Origin of the sequence: Marinobacter sp. DUT-3 (assembly GCF_050379435.1) — a bacterium.
Classification (GTDB): domain Bacteria; phylum Pseudomonadota; class Gammaproteobacteria; order Pseudomonadales; family Oleiphilaceae; genus Marinobacter.
In genome coordinates this window covers 252827-270149 of sequence record NZ_JBNRMG010000001.1, presented here as the reverse complement: position 1 = coordinate 270149, position 17323 = coordinate 252827, and the positions used below count along the sequence as shown (strand labels likewise).

At 58.6% G+C, this 17323-nt stretch carries 14 protein-coding genes; 8 read left to right on the top strand and 6 right to left on the bottom strand.

Features of this window, described 5'->3' with window-relative positions; translation table 11 throughout:
* Positions 1-24 precede the first annotated feature (24 nt).
* Together ACQUWM_RS01255 and rluC are read right to left on the bottom strand one after the other, a co-directional pair.
* Positions 25-672 carry an HAD family hydrolase gene (locus ACQUWM_RS01255; protein WP_407001131.1) on the bottom strand — a complete coding sequence of 216 codons (648 nt, stop codon included), beginning with the start codon at positions 670-672 and terminating at the stop codon, positions 25-27.
* Positions 673-717: 45 nt separating this feature from the next.
* Positions 718-1806, bottom strand: a complete 1089-nt coding sequence (rluC, locus tag ACQUWM_RS01250) for a 23S rRNA pseudouridine(955/2504/2580) synthase RluC (protein WP_428920914.1) — start codon at positions 1804-1806, stop codon at positions 718-720.
* A gap of 599 nt (positions 1807-2405) precedes the next feature.
* Here rluC and rne point away from each other — a divergent pair.
* Both rne and ACQUWM_RS01240 read left to right on the top strand, forming a co-directional pair.
* The gene (rne, locus tag ACQUWM_RS01245; RefSeq protein WP_428920913.1) at positions 2406-5621 is read left to right on the top strand and encodes a ribonuclease E; all 3216 of its coding nucleotides are present in this window, start codon (positions 2406-2408) and stop codon (positions 5619-5621) included.
* Positions 5622-5624: 3 nt separating this feature from the next.
* The gene (locus tag ACQUWM_RS01240) at positions 5625-6167 is read left to right on the top strand and encodes a YecA family protein (RefSeq protein ID WP_407001128.1); all 543 of its coding nucleotides are present in this window, start codon (positions 5625-5627) and stop codon (positions 6165-6167) included.
* Here the strand turns inward: ACQUWM_RS01240 and ACQUWM_RS01235 are convergent.
* Positions 6164-7045, bottom strand: coding sequence for a PHP domain-containing protein (locus tag ACQUWM_RS01235; protein ID WP_428920912.1), 882 nt, complete (start codon positions 7043-7045; stop codon positions 6164-6166). The two genes, ACQUWM_RS01240 and ACQUWM_RS01235, sit on opposite strands and share 4 nt — an antisense overlap.
* Before the next feature lie 87 nt (positions 7046-7132).
* Here ACQUWM_RS01235 and ACQUWM_RS01230 point away from each other — a divergent pair, with 87 nt between their 5' ends.
* From ACQUWM_RS01230 to ACQUWM_RS01220, 3 genes are all read left to right on the top strand, one after another.
* Positions 7133-7432, top strand: coding sequence for a YciI family protein (locus ACQUWM_RS01230; RefSeq protein ID WP_428920911.1), 300 nt, complete (start codon positions 7133-7135; stop codon positions 7430-7432).
* Positions 7433-7556: 124 nt separating this feature from the next.
* Positions 7557-8228 (top strand): TIGR04211 family SH3 domain-containing protein, encoded by a 672-nt coding sequence (locus ACQUWM_RS01225; protein WP_407001125.1) that lies wholly within the window; start codon positions 7557-7559, stop codon positions 8226-8228.
* Positions 8229-8232: 4 nt separating this feature from the next.
* On the top strand, positions 8233-8523 hold the full coding sequence (locus ACQUWM_RS01220) for a PilZ domain-containing protein (protein ID WP_406984825.1): 291 nt from the start codon (positions 8233-8235) through the stop codon (positions 8521-8523).
* A 56-nt stretch (positions 8524-8579) separates the two neighbouring features.
* On the opposite strand, the gene rraA is transcribed toward ACQUWM_RS01220, so the two are convergent.
* Both rraA and ppsA read right to left on the bottom strand, forming a co-directional pair.
* Positions 8580-9059 (bottom strand): ribonuclease E activity regulator RraA, encoded by a 480-nt coding sequence (gene rraA / locus ACQUWM_RS01215; RefSeq protein WP_407001123.1) that lies wholly within the window; start codon positions 9057-9059, stop codon positions 8580-8582.
* 30 nt (positions 9060-9089) lie between these two features.
* Complete coding sequence (gene ppsA, locus ACQUWM_RS01210) at positions 9090-11483, bottom strand: phosphoenolpyruvate synthase (RefSeq protein WP_428920910.1); 2394 nt, start codon at positions 11481-11483, stop codon at positions 9090-9092.
* Between the two features lie 103 nt (positions 11484-11586).
* On the opposite strand from ppsA, the gene ppsR reads away from it, so the two are divergent.
* Positions 11587-12402 carry a posphoenolpyruvate synthetase regulatory kinase/phosphorylase PpsR gene (gene ppsR / locus ACQUWM_RS01205; RefSeq protein ID WP_407001121.1) on the top strand — a complete coding sequence of 272 codons (816 nt, stop codon included), beginning with the start codon at positions 11587-11589 and terminating at the stop codon, positions 12400-12402.
* Between the two features lie 60 nt (positions 12403-12462).
* Here the strand turns inward: ppsR and ACQUWM_RS01200 are convergent, their stop codons facing one another.
* Positions 12463-15387, bottom strand: coding sequence for an insulinase family protein (locus tag ACQUWM_RS01200; RefSeq protein ID WP_428920909.1), 2925 nt, complete (start codon positions 15385-15387; stop codon positions 12463-12465).
* A gap of 122 nt (positions 15388-15509) precedes the next feature.
* Here ACQUWM_RS01200 and ACQUWM_RS01195 point away from each other — a divergent pair, with 122 nt between their 5' ends.
* Entirely contained in the window at positions 15510-16046 is a 537-nt protein-coding gene (locus ACQUWM_RS01195; RefSeq protein ID WP_407001119.1) for a hypothetical protein, read from the top strand.
* A 102-nt stretch (positions 16047-16148) separates the two neighbouring features.
* Positions 16149-17321, top strand: coding sequence for a PEGA domain-containing protein (locus ACQUWM_RS01190; protein WP_428920908.1), 1173 nt, complete (start codon positions 16149-16151; stop codon positions 17319-17321).
* Positions 17322-17323: the final 2 nt, after the last annotated feature.

The following is a 17323-nucleotide window of genomic DNA, read 5'->3' as shown; positions in this document are numbered from 1 at the left end:
TCCCTCAATAACCACTGATACTACTTACAAACCCAGCACTTCCCGCAGATCCTGCACGGATTCGACAATGGCGTGCGGCTCATAATGCCCGAGAACATCCCGCTTGTGGACACCCCACTCAACCCCGATGGACGGCATTCCGATGCGCTGTGCCATTTCAAGATCGTAGCGGGTGTCGCCAATCATCACTGCCTCGGAGGGCTCAATTCCGTAAAACGTAATGATTTCCTTCAACATGGCCGGATCCGGCTTGGAACGGGTTTCGTCGGCACACCGGGTAATATCGAAATGAGGGCCCAGCCCACTGGACACCAGCGCACCTTCCAATCCCCTACGGCTTTTGCCCGTCGCTACCGAACACCCCTTGCCGCCGAGGCGAATATCCGCCACCACATCCGCCATGCCTTCAAACACATTCTGGGGCGAGGTCACCTTGGCAAAAAAGTACCGGGCATAACCTTCACGGATCGCGCTCATTTCCTCACGACTGATGCCCGGGTAGAGCTTTTCCAGCGCCTCCACCATGCCCAGCCCGATGATGTCCCGGTATGCCTCACGTTCACGCGCCGGGTAGCCCAATTCGGTGGCGGCCTGATGAAGGCTGTCCGCAATATGCTCCACGGAATCCACCAGGGTGCCATCCCAGTCAAAAATTACGACTTTAACGTCCATAAACCTGTTCCTGCTCACCCGATAAACCGGCACAAAAGCCCGGAATTACCGGTTTGAATTGCGACGTGACGCCAGCCTGTCGAGAAACTGCTGAAACGCATCGTCATAAGCTGCTTCCAGCCGCACCGGCTCGCCGGTCACGGGCAGGGCAAACTCCAGCGCACGGGCGTGCAGCATCAGCCTCTGCCCGCCCGCCGCGCGAAACGCTTTCAGGCTGACATCATCCATATACTTGTCATCCCCGGCAATCGGATGACCGGCCCACAATGCATGCACGCGAATCTGGTGGGTTCGGCCTGTCACCGGTGACGCCTCGACCAGGCTGTAACCGCTGAAGGCCGAGAGACACCTGAACGTGGTCAGCGAAGCCTTGCCCGCCTCGTCTACCCTGACCCGACGCTCACCGTTGGGCATCTCATAGCGCAACAGGGGCTGCTCCACCCGATTCACGCCATCAGGCCAGTCACCTGCGACCAGCGCGTGATAGTGCTTGCGCATACGCCTCTGGCGCAACTCCTCCTGCAGGTAACGCAGGGCAGACCGCTTCTTGGCCACCATCACCAGACCCGAGGTATCCCGGTCCAGGCGATGCACCAACTCAAGGAAACGGGCTTCCGGGCGAGCTGAACGCAGCACTTCGATCAGCCCGAAGCTCAGACCACTCCCACCATGCACAGCGATGCCGGCGGGCTTGTTCACCACCAGCATGTGCTCATTTTCGAACACAATGGCACTCTCCATCACACCCTGCACCCGCGAACCCGGCGCCACCTGTTCCGGTTTTTCCTTGCGCGTCACCGGAGGAATACGCACCTCATCGCCGGCCTTGAGCCGGGTATCCGGCTTTACCCTGCCTTTGTTGACCCTGACTTCACCTTTGCGAATGATGCGATAGATGATGCTCTTGGGAACGCCGCGAAGTTGAGCCAGCAGAAAGTTGTCCAACCGCTGACCCTCGTTATCCTCATCCACGGTGACCCGACGGACGCCCTGGCGGACCTCGCCGGTTTTGACCTCTGCTGGCGCAGATCCATGCTGCGGCCGATCTCCCGTTCTCGGCTTCTGATGCTGGGCAGGTTTGCTCCGCCGGGGGCCGGAACGCTGTGCCTGCCTGTTTTTGGGCGCTTTGGACATGAATACCTTATCGGTGATGTGAATGCGGGATTGAAGGCCCGAAAGAATACTGTTATATTCCGGCGTGCTCTGCCGTTTGTCTACGGCCTGACCTAATGAGTCAGAAGCCGGAGCGGCAGAAGTATACCGACACTATTTGAGAGTTTGAACGCCGCAAGCCCAATCATTACCGGGTACGGCGATTAAAATGCTCCCCGGCCATCACGGCATGCCATATAAAGGCCCCTGACCGGATCCCGGGAGAGTGAAAACAACCGTACGGAAAACCGTCGGGCGACATCGCGAAGAATCATTACCAGCACGCAGGGCCGGGCCGTCCAGCTTACGAATACGACGTGAGACCCAGGCACCAGTGTGAACCTGAAAACGGATAACATGCGTCAACAGACACTTACCTTACACGACATCTCCCTGCCCTTAGGCAGACGGACCGTCGGCGGTGGTCTCAGGCTCACGGGACAGTTTCCCCTAAGGGCCTGATCCGTCTGGCCGCCGGTTCGCTTCAGCAGTAGGAAGCCCGCGGCACGCACGTTCTGCTTCGCAGATGCATCTCCCCCCGGTTTTCTGTCAAAACCAAACGACAGGAATCCTTTCATTCCATGAAAAGAATGCTAATCAATGCAACTCATCCTGAAGAGTTGCGCGTCGCCCTCGTTGACGGCCAGCGTCTGTTTGATCTTGATATCGAATCCAGCTCCCGTGAGCAGAAAAAAGCCAACATCTACAAGGGGCGCATTACCCGCGTAGAGCCCAGCCTTGAAGCCGCCTTTGTGGACTTCGGCGCGGATCGGCACGGCTTTCTGCCCCTGAAGGAAATCTCCAAGGAGTACTTCAAGAAATCCCCGGGACAGATCGAAGGCAAGATCAACATCAAGGACGTGGTCTCCGAAGGCCAGGAAGTCATTATTCAGGTTGATAAGGAAGAGCGTGGCAACAAGGGCGCAGCCCTGACCACTTTCATCTCCCTCGCCGGCCGCTACCTGGTGCTGATGCCCAACAACCCCCGTGCCGGTGGCATTTCCCGCCGCATCGAAGGCGAAGAACGCGCCCAGCTGAAAGAGGCCATGAACGACGTTCAGGTGCCCAAGTCCATGGGCATCATCGTTCGTACCGCCGGTATTGGCCGCACCACGGAAGAGCTCCAGTGGGATCTCGATTATCTCGTGCAGTTCTGGGAAGCCATTACCCAGGCCGCCAGCGAGCGCAAGGCCCCGTTCCTGATCCATCAGGAAAGCAACGTTATTATCCGCGCCGTGCGTGACTACCTCCGCCAGGACATTGGTGAAGTACTGATCGACGCACCGACCGTCTACGAAGACGTACTGAATTTTGTACGCGCGGTCATGCCCACCTTCGAGAACAAGATCAAGCTGTACAAGGATGAAATCCCCCTGTTCAGCCGCTACCAGATCGAAGGTCAGATCGAAACCGCGTTCCAGCGTGAAGTGAAACTGCCTTCTGGCGGTTCCATCGTTATCGACCCGACCGAGGCGCTGGTGTCCATCGACATCAACTCCTCGCGCGCCACCAAGGGCCATGACATTGAGGAAACCGCGCTGCAGACCAACCTGGAAGCCGCGGAAGAAATCGCACGCCAGCTCCGTCTGCGCGACATGGGCGGCCTAATCGTGATCGATTTCATCGACATGACCCCGGCCAAACACCAGCGCGAAGTCGAACAGAAGATGCGCGAAGCGCTGGAAATCGACCGCGCCCGGGTTCAGGTCGGCAAGATCTCCCGCTTTGGCCTGCTGGAAATGTCACGCCAGCGCCTGCGCCCTTCCCTGGGTGAGACCCGTAGCGAAGTTTGCCCTCGCTGTGAAGGCCAGGGCACCATCCGGGGCATTGAATCTCTCGCCCTGAGCATCATGCGCCTGATCTACGAGGAATCTTCCAAGGAGAAGACTGGCGAGGTCCGCGCCATTGTTCCGGTTGCCGTAGCGACGTTCCTGCTTAACGAGAAACGCAAGCAACTGGCCGACATCGAAGCGCGCCAGGAAGTCAGCCTTGTTGTCGTACCTGCACCGCACATGGAAACACCGCATTTTGAAATCGTCCGCATGCGCGACGATGAATCAGGTGCTGAGCATGTATCCAGTTACCAGGTTGCCGAAGAATACACCCAGCGTGAAGAAGATGTGTTCGAAGCACCCAGCGCCCAGCAACCGGTTCGCGAACAGGCTGCCGTAAAAGCCATCCGGCCGACCGCCGCCCCCGCACCGGCTCCGGCCAAGGCAACCGTTGCGGCCAATGACCAGGAAGAAGGCCTGTTCCGCAAACTGGGCCGCAAGATCGCCTGCTTCTTCAGCGGTGACGATGCTACCGCCGAGTCCGAACAGCAACAGACTGCCCGGACCGCTCGCGAGGATCGCCGCAACCAGGGTCGTCAGGATCGTCGCAAATCCCGTGTTGCAAGAGACGATAGCCGCTCAGGCAACCGCAGCGGCAATGATCGCCGGCAGTCAGGCCAGCAAAACCGGGGCGACGACAACCGCAATCGTAACCGTAATCGTGGCGACGACCAGAACCGCGGTGGCCAGCAGGGTCGACAGACCTCTGACAACAAAGGCTCCGATAACAAAGGTGGCGACAACCGTCGCGGCGGTCAGGGGCGTGGCCAGGGCCGCAACCGCCCACAACGCGATCAGAAAGACCAGCGCGACCAGAAGGATCAAAAGGACAACCGCGAGCAGCAGGACAACACCGCCAAGGGCGCTCCGGAAAAAGGCGGCAGTGACGACAAGCGCCGCAAGCCGCGCCGCGCCCGTAACCGTGATGGGTCGCCGACTGAAACTCCAGCATCCACCCCGGCGGATCGCAAGGCGTCTCGCAGCGAGCGGCATCAGAAGGACACCCAGCCGGAAGAGCGTCAGGATACCTCCAAACCGGAGGTAAAAACCGATGCCAAGCCCAAGGCTGCAGAGGCCCAGGCGCCGAAGGCCGATAACAAGCCTTCGGAAAAAGCTGCCAAGGCAGAAAACCAGGCTCCAGCCAAAGCTGAGAAGAAGCCTGAAAAGCCTGAGCAGAAAGACGAACCAAAGTCCGCCGAGAAGACCCAGAGCGCGCCTGCAACGCCCGCTGACGCGAAAGCGGAAGCCAGCTCCGAGCGTAAGCCCGCACGGAAGCAGCCGGCAAAAAAGGCAGAGAGCAAGACTGAGAGTAAGGTAGAGGACCAGGCCGCGCCGTCACAGCCCGAAAAGCCGGTAGCAGCAACCGCAGACAAGCCTGAAAAGAAAGACAAGGCCGCGGAAGCGCCCAAGACCGAAAACAAGGCAGCTGACAGCAAGCCGGCAACCACCAGCGAGGCTCCGAAAGCCACGCAAGCGCCGGAAGCTGACACAAAGCCAGCCGACCAGGACAAGCAACCTGCTGAGCCCAAAGCGCAGGCACCGAAGGCGGATGCCGCCAAGCCAGAGGCACCGGCTGCTGAAACCGGGGCCGAGCCAAAAGCTGAAAGCAGTCCCGAACAGCCGGCGCCCAAGGCAGAAAAACCAGCGGCACAACCGGAAAAGCCGGATGCCAAGGCTGAGTCAGCGCCAGCAGAAAAGCCGGCAGAGGCGGCAAAACAGCCCAAGCCTGAGACCAAACAGCCACAGCCCGAGGCAAAACAGCCTGAGCCTGAGACCCAACAGTCGCAGCCCGAGGCAAAACAGCCTGAGCCAGAAACCAAGCAGCCGGAGAAAGCAGCCGAGCAACCAAGCGCTGAAAAGGCACCGGAAGTACCGGTAACGCCTGGACGTGCCTACAATGATCCGAGAGAAGTTCGCAAACGTCAGCGAGCGGCGGAAGAGGCCAAAAAGGCCGGGAGTAACTAAGGCATGCTATCCAATTCGGATATTGAAGCACTGGAAGATATTCTGTTCGCGGAACCCTGGGGCGACGATGCCCTGGATTTCTTCGGGCTTCACGGAGTGGTTTGCGCCAGCGTTGTCGGACCGGTTGAACTGTCGGCGGAAGATATCTTCCGCCTGGCCACGGGAAGCGACCAGCTTCCCGACGGCCAGGTGCCTGAGATTTTCAGCCACTGCGTCAGCCAACTGACCCGGGACATGGCCCACTCCCTGGATATGGGGCAGCCCCTCGAACTTCCCGAACCGGAAGACGGCGACCCAATGAACGCACTGGAGAACTGGTGCGCCGGGTTCGTGGACACCTTCCTGGAGCGTGAGGATGAATGGCTGAACACCGGGGGTGAGGATGAAACCGCAGACCTTCTGGTGCCGATGCTGACACTGTCCGGCCTGTTCGACGATGAAGACTTCCAGAAAGTCCGCAACAGCGACAAACTGTCCCGGCAGATGGCTGACGCCATCCCGGATTCACTGACCGACCTGTACCTGCTCTTCCACGCGCCTGACTAAGAAGCGGGCGCGCCAGGCCCTGCAGGTTGTTTGAAATGATGCCAGACCGGCTCCAGCCCGTCTGGCATTTTCACGATATTGCCCAGTTCACACCAGGGCGCCCCCGGGAAATGGAAATCGCTCCCCTGGGAAGCCAGCAACTCCTGCCGACGACACAGTTCCGCCAGAAACCCCAGGTCACCACTGGATTGGCCGGAGGTTGATACTTCTATCGATCGCCCCCCTGCCCTGATGAAATCATGAATCAGGTTGCGCAATTTGGTGGCCGTCATACGGTACTTGCGTGGATGAGCCAGCACCGCAACGCCCCCAGCCTCAGTGATCCACTGGACAACTTCCGACAGCTCCGGCCAGAAGGCCCTTACGTCCCCGGGCTTACCGGCTCCCAGATAGCGCTTGAATGCTTGCGCCGAATCTTTCACCTTGCCTTCTTCCACCAACACCCGTGCAAAATGAGGCCGCCCCGGCACATCCCCACCGGCTTTATCCGTGGCTTTATCCAGCAAATCAGCGACTCCCACTTTTTGGAGGCGCTCGTCAATCATCCGCGCCCGGGCCCAGCGATTCTCATGCTGACGCGCAAGCGCCTCCACAAAGGCCGGACTGTCACGATCAAAATCAAGGCCAACCACGTGAATGGTCTGGGTTTTCCAGAGACAGGATAGCTCGGTGCCGCTAATGAGGGTAATCCCGGAGGCATCCGCCGCTGCTTGCGCCTCGGGCAAACCTTCAATGGTGTCGTGGTCGGTCAACGCCAGATGGGACACACCCTGTTCGACGGCCCTGTGTACCACGTCCGCAGGCGCCAGGGCGCCATCCGAGGCGGTGCTGTGGCAGTGCAGATCAATGCAGAAAGCGGATTCTTGGGTTATAGTCACACAAATTCCTGAAGCTAATATGAAATCCTGACAGGCAGTGTACCAGTCAAGCCATTGCCTGTATCACACAATGTCCCGGAGCCTTTCATGTACTACGCCATTATCAGCGAGGACGTCGATAACAGCCTGCCACTGCGGCAAACCGCCCGTCCCGCACATATTGAACGCCTTCAGGCACTCAAGGCCGAAGGTCGGCTGCTGGTGGCAGGCCCGCACCCTGCCCTGGACACACCAGAACCAGGCGAAGCCGGCTTTACGGGCAGCCTTGTGATCGCCGAGTTCGACTCACTGGAGGCCGCACAGAGCTGGGCCGACGCGGATCCTTACGTAGAGGCAGGTGTCTACCAGAAAGTCACAGTCAAACCGTTCAAGGCCGTTCTGCCCTGAGCAGCGACCAGGCTCCATGAGCGTATTGTAATAATACGTTGCTTGAACACCGAGGAAGCTGTGACAAAATTGCGTCTTTAATCGCTGACTGTCCGCCCATCGCAAAACTCAGGAAATATAACCAGTGACGTTCATCCGCTTTATTCTCAGTATCCTTATTATCGTGTCCTCCGTAGCTGTAGCCCAGGCGAGGACCATGTATGTGGACGACCAGTTATACCTGCCTGTTCGCTCAGGCCCTGGCACCCAGTACCGGATCATTGAAAATGCCCTGCCCAGCGGCACACCCTTGGAAGTGCTCGACACCGCCAATGAAAACTACACCAAGGTGAGAACGCCCAAAGGCAGTGAGGGCTGGGTATCCAAGCAGTACCTGACCGACACCCCGATTGCCCGCGACCGCCTGGAACGTGCCACCCGCCAACTCGAAGCCGCCCGCAGCGAACTGAATGAGACCCGGGAGCAGCTCAGCACGGTGACCGCTGAACGCGACGAACTGCGCAATTCCAAAACATCGCTGTCCAGCCGCTCCGAAGAGCTTCAGCAGGAACTCAGAAGGATCAAGGAAGTATCCGCCGACGCACTGAACATTCAAAGGCGCAACCGCGAACTGCGGGAGGAAAACCAGAAAATCCGCAATGACCTGGAAGTGCTGACCGCCGAAAACGAACGGCTGGAAGCCAGCAAGGAATCCGATTTCATGCTGCTCGGCGCTGCGCTGGTGCTGGGCGGCGTCTTGCTGGCCCTCATTATTCCGATGCTCAAACCCACAAGAAAAACAGACAACTGGGCGTAACACTATGAAGGACTACTCGGAAAAGCGCGATTTCCATCGCATGCAGGTGAACTCAGAAATCAAGATTACAGACAGTAATGGCGAGACCTTCACCGGCGTCTGCCGGGATCTGAGCGCCGCCGGGATGCAACTGTATGTTGACCGCGCCGTTGCGGTTGGCGAAGAACTACAGACCGTTCTTCACCCTTCCAGCGACCAGTTCCCTCCCCTGGAAACCGTGTGCGAAGTAGTCCGATGTGAACCAGAGGGTGATGGTTTTCTCCTGGGGGCAAACATCAGCGAAGTGACTCGCTGAAACCAGAAACGGCGGCCATTGGCCGCCGTTTTTGTTCGTACCGGGAAAACCGAAGGTCAGACCAGCGGCTTCTCCGATACGATGATGCCGTTGTTATCGGCATACACGTAGTGCCCCGGCTGGAAGCTCACGCCGTGAAAGGTCACCGGCACGTTCAGGTCGCCCAGACCGCGCTTCTCGCTCTTGCGGGGATAGGTATCCAGGGCCTGGACACCCAGCTCGGTGTTGCCGATCTCATCCACGTCACGGACGCACCCGTAGATAATCAGGCCCGCCCAACCGTTGCTCGCGGCTTTTTCCGCCAGCATATCACCCAGCAAGGCATGGCGCTTTGAACCGCCGCCATCGACAACCATCACCCGGCCTTCACCTGGCAGCCCAACCTGCTCCTTGACCACCGAGTTATCCTCAAAGCACTTAACGGTCACAATCTCGCCGCCAAAGGCCTTGATGCCTCCGTAATTATTGAAGCCAGGCTCTGCGACCTTCACTTCCGGAAACTCGTCACACAGGTCGGGGGTAATAATGTTTGCCACGTTGTCGCTCTCCTTATCCTGGAAATGAATTCAGTCGATCTTTTCGTCGGCCAGGAAGAACCAGGTATCCAGTACCGAATCCGGGTTCAGAGACACGGTATCAATACCCTGGTCCATCAGCCACTTGGCCAGATCCGGGTGATCGGACGGACCCTGACCGCAAATACCAATGTACTTGTTGGCTTTCTTGCAGGCCTGAATCGCATTGGACAACAGCGCCTTGACGGCTTCGTTCCGCTCGTCGAACAGGTGCGCAATGATGCCGGAATCCCGGTCCAGGCCCAGAGTGAGCTGGGTCAGGTCGTTGGAGCCGATGGAAAAACCGTCGAAATGCTCAAGGAACTGCTCCGCCAGAATGGCGTTGGCCGGAAGCTCACACATCATGATCACCCGCAGGCCGTTTTCGCCCCGCTTCAGCCCGTTCTCGGCCAACAGGTTCACTACCTGCTCGGCTTCGCCAACGGTACGAACGAACGGCACCATGACCTCAACATTGGTCAGCCCCATCTCATTGCGTACTTTCTGCAGGGCACGGCATTCCAGCTCAAAACAGTCCCGGAAGGTTTCAGAAATGTAGCGAGAGGCGCCACGGAAGCCCAGCATCGGGTTTTCTTCGTCCGGCTCATACAGTGTGCCACCAATCAGGTTGGCGTATTCATTGGACTTAAAGTCCGAAAGACGCACGATAACCTTCTTGGGCGCAAACGCTGCCGCCAGTGTGGAGATACCCTCAACCAGCTTGTCGATGTAAAAGTCGACCGGGGACGGATAGCCGGAAATACGCTTTTCAACCGTCTGTTTGATGTCCCTCGGCAGGCCATCGAAGTTGAGCAATGCCTTGGGGTGAACACCAATCATACGGTTGATGATGAACTCCAGGCGGGCCAGACCGACCCCCTCGTTGGGCAACGCCTGGAAATCAAACGCACGATCCGGGTTACCCACGTTCATCATGATCTTGAACGGAATATTGGGCATGGAGTCGACGGTATTTTCCCGCAGCTCAAAGTCCAGGGCGCCCTCATAGATCATGCCGGTATCGCCCTCGGCACAGGAAACGGTCACTTCCTGACCATCTTTCAGCACTTCCGTGGCATCACCACAACCGACGACAGCCGGAATACCCAGCTCACGGGCGATGATGGCGGCGTGACAGGTACGGCCGCCACGGTCGGTGACGATGGCGGAAGCGCGCTTCATCACCGGCTCCCAGTCCGGATCGGTCATGTCCGTAACCAGGACATCACCCGGCTGAACCCGATCCATTTCGTTGATACTTTCGACAATCTTGACCGGGCCGCTGCCGATCTTGTGACCGATACTGCGGCCTTCCACCAGCACCTTGCCGGTTTCATTCAACAGGTAACGTTCCATGACATTGGCGGCGGCACGGCTCTTGACGGTTTCCGGACGGGCCTGAACGATGTAGATCTTGCCGTCGTCACCGTCCTTGGCCCATTCGATATCCATCGGGCGTTGGTAATGCTTTTCAATGATCATGGCCTGTTTGGCCAATTCTTCCACTTCCGCGTCATTAATACAGAAGCGGTTACGTTCATCCTGCTCAACCTTCACGGTCTCGACAAACTGGCCTTCACCGGGGCTGGAATGGTAGACCATCTTGATGGCCTTGCTGCCCAGGTTACGGCGCAGGACCGCCGGGCGACCATCCTGAAGGGTCGGCTTGTGAACGTAGAATTCGTCCGGGTTAACGGCACCCTGAACCACGGTCTCACCCAGGCCATAGGAGGCGGTTACAAACACCACGTCGCGGAAACCGGATTCGGTATCTAGGGTAAACATCACGCCACTGGCGGCGGTTTCACTGCGCACCATTTTCTGGATGCCGGCAGACAGGGCCACCAGTTTGTGATCAAAGCCGTGATGAACCCGATAGGAGATCGCGCGGTCGTTAAACAGGGAGGCAAACACCTCCTTGACCGAAGTGCGCACCTGCTCCAGGCCCACCACGTTCAGGAAGGTCTCCTGCTGGCCGGCAAAAGACGCGTCCGGCAGATCTTCCGCGGTCGCGGAGGAACGCACGGCGACAGCCATTTTGTCATTGCCATCCTGCAGCTTGGCATAAGCTTCTTTCAGGGCATTATCAAGCACGTCCGGGAACGGCGTATCGATAACCCACTGACGGATACGGGACCCCACCCTGGCCAGCTCGTTGACGTCATTGACATCCAGCTCGTCAAGGGCCTTATCGATCTTGTCCTTGAGACCATCGGTGGCAAGGAACTCACGGTAGGCATGGGCAGTGGTCGCGAAACCACCCGGAACGGTAACACCTGCATTGGCGAGATTACTGATCATTTCTCCGAGAGAGGCATTCTTTCCCCCTACCCGGTCCACATCGGACATTCCCAGGTGATCAAACCAGATAATGTAATCTTCCAAAGCACGTCTCCCTTGATTCATTAGAGCATTCTGCGCTGCGCAGTCTCGAACTGGGCGTGTATGATACTGTAACCTGCGGCAATTACCTAGGGAACCCGTCGAATCCGGAGTTGGACCACACACCATGAAACGAACTGCTTTCTTTATTTCCGACGGTACCGGCCTCACCGCCGAAGCCCTCGGCAACAGCCTTCTGGCCCAATTTGAAAAGATTGATTTCGAAAGGGTAACCGTGCCCTACATTGACGATGCGGACAAGGCCCGGGACATGGTCAAACGCATCAACAAGGCGTCTGAGACCGACCATAGCCGGCCACTGGTGTTCGATACCATCGTCAACAGCGATATTCGCGACATTATATCCACTGCAGACGGTTTCATGGTGGATATCTTCGGCACCTTCCTCAATCCCCTGGAGCAGGAGCTACAGTCCTCCTCCTCCTACTCGGTGGGCAAGTCCCACTCGATAAACAACGAAGGCAATTACGAGCGCCGCATCGCGGCCGTGAACTTCGCGCTCGACAACGATGACGGCGCCCGCACGCGCTATTACGATGAGGCTGATCTGATCCTGGTGGGAGCTTCCCGCAGCGGCAAAACCCCCACCTGCCTCTATCTGGCCCTGCAATACGGCGTGAAAGCCGCCAACTACCCGATCACGGAAGAGGACCTGGATGACCAGCAAATGCCTGGAGTCCTGAAACCCCACAAGGAAAAGATCTTCGGACTCACCATTGAACCGGAGCGGCTGGCAACCATTCGTAATGAGCGGCGCCCCAACTCCCGATACTCGTCACTCAAACAGTGTATGCACGAAATCGAAGAGATTGAACTGATGTATCGCAGGGAGCGGATACCGTACCTGAACACCACGGCCTACTCAGTGGAAGAGATTTCCACCCGGATCATGGTAGCCACCGGGTTGAAGCGGAACCGGTAGATTCCGATTCCTGATATTCCGGAAACAGCCCCGGCGGGGCTGTTTCCGGTGTTTCAGGGCTTACAGCTCCTGAATTTCCAGACCCAGCTGCTCCGCCACCTCGCGGTTTTCCGGACTGGTCACCACGGCGGTACTGGCATTGGCGGGCACCAGCCACTGCCGCGCCACCCGTTTGATATCATCCATCGTGACCGCCAGAACACGCTCGCGGAATCTGGCGCGCTGCTCCGGTGAACGGCCAAACAGCTCGTTATGGAAGGCATGTCTCGCCGCACCAGCCGGTGACCGGGGGCGATCCAGCTGGCCAATCACGCCGAGAATGGATTCTTCCAGTTCCTGGGGATCGTGCTCGGTTTCCTGCAACCAGGTCAGTGCACGGTCAAAATCCTCCAGAGTATCCGCCAGCCTCGGGTCGCGGTATGAGAAGAACCGGAACGTGCCGTTGACGCTGTCCTGCCCTGCACCGCCGCCATAGGCTCCGCCCTTCTCGCGAATCGCCCGGTGCAGGTAACCATTGCGCAGGAAACCGCCCAGCACGGTCAGTGCCGCGGCGTCCTCATGGTCCACGGCCACGGTACTGTACGCCCTGGCGCAGAAGTTAACCTGGGTGGAGGTGAGCCACGCCTGGCGCGTGGTGTAGTTCACCGGATCCATCTTCCAGCCACCAGCTGCGGCCGGCCCGGCGCCCTGCCAGCAGGATTTCAGGTCATCCAGCATCGGGTTCAGCTGCTCTTCCTCACCGATCACCAGGAACTGCCGCGATTGCTGCCGGACCTTCTGGTGCAACGCCGCCAGCCTGGCACAGAAAGCATCCAGTTCGGCGGGATCGTTCAGCGACTGGTCCAACGCCTTGGTGCCGCGGATGGCTTCCAGGCCACCAATGCGGAAAGACAGCCAGGCACCCGGACTCATACCCTGGGACGCCGCTCCCATGGCCAACCCATGACCACTTCCGGTCACAGCCTGCTCCCGACGGGCACGGATCTGGGCAATCAGCTCCCGCACCCGCTCTTTTTCGTCAAAGCGGGCGCCATGGAACACATCGTGCAACAACCGGCTCAACTCGCTGCGATTGCGCGCCAGCGCTTTACCATTGAAGATCAGGTAGCCTGACAGGTCCTGGACGTCATCAACACGCCCCTTGGCCGAGAAAGAGACGCCGATGCCGCCGGATTCCGCAGAAATGCGGTCCTGCATCTGCAGGTAATCCAGCTCACCACATCCCACTTCGGGAATCAGCGTGGTGTAATACGGCAGCAGCAGGAGTTCCTCTTCGGTCAATTCAGGTACCGGCAGAACAACCTGTTGGTAGACCAGGCCGTTGGTGCCACGGGCAAACACCGTTGCCGCGATATCACCATCGTAGCGGCTCTCCGGCTCCGGCATCTGCAGGGGCACGTCGGTCAGATCCACTTTCGGCAGAATGGAATCGTCATCCTTGCGCTGCTGGCGCTCTTCCAGCGCCTGGGCGCGGTCAACAATCTGCCGTACTTCCTCTTCCGTCAGTTCGGCCTTGCGACGCGCCAGTGCCTCGCGAATGGCCTGCTGACGGCGGCTTTCCAGCTTGTCATCGGGGCGCAGGGTCAGGGTTACCCTGTGCGGATTCTCCAGCAGTTTCCTGCGGATCAGGTCCGGCACATAGCGGGGGTCGCGGATTTTCTCACGCATATCCGCCAGCACCGGCTCCAGGTCCAGCAGCTCCACCGGGTCGCCGCCATGAACCATGGGAGCAATCGCTTGCATGATCAGCTGCAACCCGTACGGGAACTGATCACCGGCAATTTCACGCTGATGCAGCTCAAGCTGATGCAGGATCGCTTCCAGGCGCTCCTCGCTGACGCCGTCTTTGACCACCTTGTGCAGGGTGCCTTCAATTAACTCTTCCAGCGCCTTGTGTTGCTCCGGCTCGCTGCCTTCAATGCCGCAGACAAAGGTCATTTCCCGGTTGGAGTCCTCCAGCCCGCACATGGGTGACGGGGCGTGGCCGATATCCGTGGTCTCCAGGGCCCGCATCAACGGCGAGGCGCTGTTCTCCAGCAGTACCGCTGACAGCAGCTGGCCTTCCAGATTTTCCTGCAGGTCAAAACTGTGGCCCAGCAACCAGCCCATCACGATATGGGTCTTGTTCTCGGTGCTTTCGCATTCGTTGACGGCATACCCCTGCTCGACCCGCACCGGCGCAAACATGCGTTTTTCATCCCGTACCGGCAGCTCAATGTCCTGTCGATCGAACCGCTTCAGGGCCAGCTCCTCAAAGCGCTCATGGTGCTCATGGGCAGGAATATCGCCGTAGGTGGCAAAAATCGCGTTACTCGGGTGATAGTGGTGACGATAGAATTTCACCAGGTCGTCATAGCTCAGATCAACAATGTGATCCGGCTCGCCGCCGCTGTTGTAGTGATAGGTGGTGGTCTGGAACAGGTGGCTCGACAGGTTCTGCCACAGCTGGGAGGTGGGCGCACTCATTGCCCCCTTCATTTCGTTGTAGACCACGCCCCGGTAGACCAGATCGGTCCCGGGATCGTCCGGCTTGTCGAACTCCAGGCGGTGCCCTTCCTGGGCAAAGTCCAGCGGATCCAGCTTGGAAAAGAACACCGAATCCAGATACACCGACAGCAGGTTATCGAAATCCTTGCGGTTCATGCTGGCGAACGGATAGGCGGTCCAGTCGCTGCTGGTGAACGCGTTCATGAAGGTGTTGAGCGAGCGGCGAATCATCATGAAGAAAGGATCCCGCACGGGATAACGCTCGCTGCCGCAAAGCGCGGTATGCTCCAGGACATGAGCCACACCGGTGGAGTCCATCGGGAAGGTGCGCAAGGCCACGAAAAATACGTTCTCGTCGTTATCGGCAGCCATGTGCAGATGCCGCGCGCCGGTTTTGCGATGACGATACTCTTCAACCGTCAGGTTCAGAGTCCCAATCCGGTGACTGCGAAGCTTCTCAAAAGCCGGATGGGTTGCGTTGTCGATCACTGCAGCCATTCAATCTATCCTGTCTTTAACGATTTTAGACTTGTAGGGTAACACGTACTATCGATTATCATGCATCAGTCCTGTTAGCCAACCAGTCAGCCCTGTAGCCCATTAAGGTAGTATCCGAATCCATGACCACAGAAAGCCGAAACGACGCCAGCCAGGATCTGACCGACGCCGCCAGCGAGCCTGCTCCAAAACCCGCCGCAGCCACGGCGAGCCCCGGCAAGGGCACGGTACAGGCCCCGGAAGTAGCGGCCTACTGGGCGGAGCGCCGCCGCTATATCGAACGCATCCGCAAGGTTCCCGAAGTCAGACAGCGTTACTGGCGCGAGGCCGGCATGTACCTGCTGCGCCGCATTCTCTGGTCGTTCGGATTCTTCCCCATATTCCTGGCCTTCTGGGTACCATTCGTGCTCTCCAGCTTCAACCCGGTGGTGATGGCGACCGACCTGATTCCGATGCTTCAGGGCTTTGTCGACTCCAACCCGGAAGTTCAGGCTAACACCATCAGCACCATGGCCATTGCCTGGGCCTCCGTAGGGTTCTTCTTCCTGGTGTTCGACTTCGTGCTGACCCCTTTTCGTTCCCCCTATGAATACGAGGCGGATGTCTACATGAGATCCTGGGAACAGCTTAACCATGACCAACTTCCGGACAAAGTGTGAATTGTCCTGCATTATCGATAAGTTCAGATACTTTCTGTTACATAACATTGCAATCAGTGGTTAAGATGAAGGCGTCCGGAATGCAGGAATGCGAGGTTTCCCATGGTCGACGCCAGACCACTGTTGTTCGTCAATGCGCTGGCCCTGATGCTATTGGTCACGGCGGGGTTTGCCTCGGTCCGCCAGGACACATCGCTGACCAATACACCTGCTAACAAAGATGAAGCCCCGCAAGTCGCCCTGGCTGACTCCGCCACGCAGCCTGAAGACAAGACTCCGCCAACACCCGACACCCAACGCATCGAGACTGAGAACGAGGCTTCACCCCCCTCCCAAGCCGAGGTTCGCAACCTCCCGGCCGTAGAGCCCTTTACCATTGCCCCCATGCCGGAATCCGCAGACACGATGGCCGTCGCCGAACCGGCAGCCGCCCTGGAGCCACAGCCGGACGTTCAACCGCAACCCGCCGAACCGGAACCTACGACCGCCAAGCTGGTTCTGCGCTCCAACGTTGTCGGCGACACCGTCACCATCAACGGTCGCGAATACGGCGCCACCCGGCTTGATCTGGAACTGGATCCGGGCAGGTACGAAGTCACCATCAGCAAGGATGGCTTCAAACCCTGGAGTCAGTCCGTTGCCCTGACAGCCGGGCAGTCGAAAACCCTGATGGGACGGCTGAGCCCCTACACCACAGTGAACTACCGGGATGGCACCTGGATTGGCGGTTTGAAAACCGGAGACGGCACCTACGAAAACAGCGAAGGGCTGCGCTATGAAGGCCACTTCGAGGATGGCCAGTTCCACGGCCAGGGCACCCTGACCCGGGGCAACGGCGACATCCTCACCGGCCAATGGGCCGAAGGCAGACTGAACGGCCATGGCTCCCTGACCACGACTGACGGCATGTTCTATGTGGGCGGCTTCCGACAGGGCGAGTTTCACGGTCAGGGCAGCCTTACCTACCCCGACGGTCGTCATTACGAGGGCGAGTTTTCCAATGGTGATTTTCACGGCTCCGGCGCCGAAGTGTTTGCCGACGGGAAAAAATACGAGGGTGAATACATCGAAGGCAAGTTTCACGGTAAGGGCCTGCTACGCAATCCCAACGGCAGCTCCATTGAAGCCACCTTCAAATACGGCGAACCCTATGGACAGGTTCGCCTGACAACCGCGGCTGGCGAGGTATTCACCGCCCGCACCACGGAACCCGGTGTTTGTTATCGGGACAAGAGTTACCGGGCTACCCAGTGCCCGCAACTGGACGGCTGGTAAAT